Source organism: Pseudomonadota bacterium, assembly GCA_010028905.1.
Lineage (GTDB): Bacteria > Vulcanimicrobiota > Xenobia > RGZZ01 > RGZZ01 > RGZZ01.
Genome location: RGZZ01000842.1, coordinates 1 through 1,290, shown reverse-complemented (window position 1 = coordinate 1,290; position 1,290 = coordinate 1). Strand labels below are relative to the sequence as shown.

Genomic DNA, 1,290 nt, shown 5'->3' with positions numbered 1-1,290 from the left:
TCGCGATAGCCGAAGGGCGAGGCGATGTCGCCGTAGCGCGCGCGAGGGTAGACGCGCTCGCCGTAGCGCACGAGGAAGTCCTTGATCTGCGCCTTCTCTGCTTCGGTGAAGGTCGTGTGGCGGGCGTCAAACAGCTTCTCGTGGGTCTCGAAGCAGCGTACCTCGACCTCGGGCGAAGCCTGTGCAAGCGCCTCGAGCCCCTCGCGGAAGCCCACCATGGCGAAGAAGAAGCGACGCCGCCAGCGGGCCAGGTCGGCGCGTCGATCGTTGAAGTACCACGCGGCCTCGCGCCCCGTGCCGATGGTGTCGTCGACGATGACGAGGACTTCTGGCGGCCCGCCCTTCTTCGTCTCTGGCGGCTCCCCGATGGCCGTCCAGTCTACCCCACGGGCGTGATGGAGGAAGTTCGAGGTGCGGTAGAAGTACTGCACGAGCCCTCCGCTCTTGCCTTCTGCGAACGAGGTGTAGCGCACCCCGTCGAGATCGACCCCCGTTGCGCGCAGGGTGTCGTGTAGCGCGCGCAGGCAGCGGCGCACCTCGGCCAGGGGAAAGAAGCGCACCTCTGTGAGCAGCCGCAGTGCCAGAAGACGATCAGCGTCGTCGTCGAACTGGGCGAGCCATACGTCGATGGGGGTGCTGACGTGGGCGACAAGGTCGGGCCGGCGCCGGGAGAACGTCTCGATGGCGAGGGAGAGATCGGGGAGCATCGCAATGTTCCCTTTCCAGCAGGGGTCAGGCGGGCCCTTCCGCAGGAGCGCGTCGGCGCGACCCCCTTTCAGGGCCCGAGAACGAGGCGGAACCCGAAATCGGCGTAGCGGTGATCGGGGGGCAGGCTGCTGCGGGCGCGGAACGGCGTGACCCGGATCTGATGGCGCCAGGAGCCTCCTCGGGCCACCTTTCGCGTGCCCGTGGACGGCCCGGTCGGGTTGTCGCACACGGCCATCGCATAGGCGTCGCGGGCATACCAGTCGAGGCACCATTCGTGCACGCCATCGGCCATGTGGAAGAGCCCGAACCCGTTCGGCGGCGTCGTGCCGAGCAGGGGAGGGCCATCTCCCGTGGGGCCGAGCGGGGTGTCGCGCGGCGCGTTCCCCCAGGGATAGGCCTGGTCGATCACGCCACCCGACGCCGCCCACTCGCGCTCGGCTTCAGTGGGCAGGCGCAGCCCCACCCCAAGCCGTTGCGAGGCCCAGGCCGCGAAGTCCATGGCGTCATGCCACGATGGTCCCACGGCGGGCTGCTCAGGGTCGGCGTAGCGCGGTTCCTCCCAGAACGGCGGGGCCTCGGCAC

The 1,290-nt window shown here is 69.2% G+C and carries 2 protein-coding genes; both read right to left on the bottom strand.

Going from position 1 to position 1,290, the window contains the following annotated elements; all coding sequences use genetic code 11:
• On the bottom strand, positions 1-707 hold a 707-nt coding region (locus EB084_25785; protein ID NDD31675.1), incomplete at its 3' end, for a hypothetical protein.
• A gap of 68 nt (positions 708-775) precedes the next feature.
• Positions 776-1,290, bottom strand: a 515-nt coding sequence (locus tag EB084_25780; GenBank protein ID NDD31674.1) for a hypothetical protein, incomplete at its 5' end; no start/stop codon positions are given.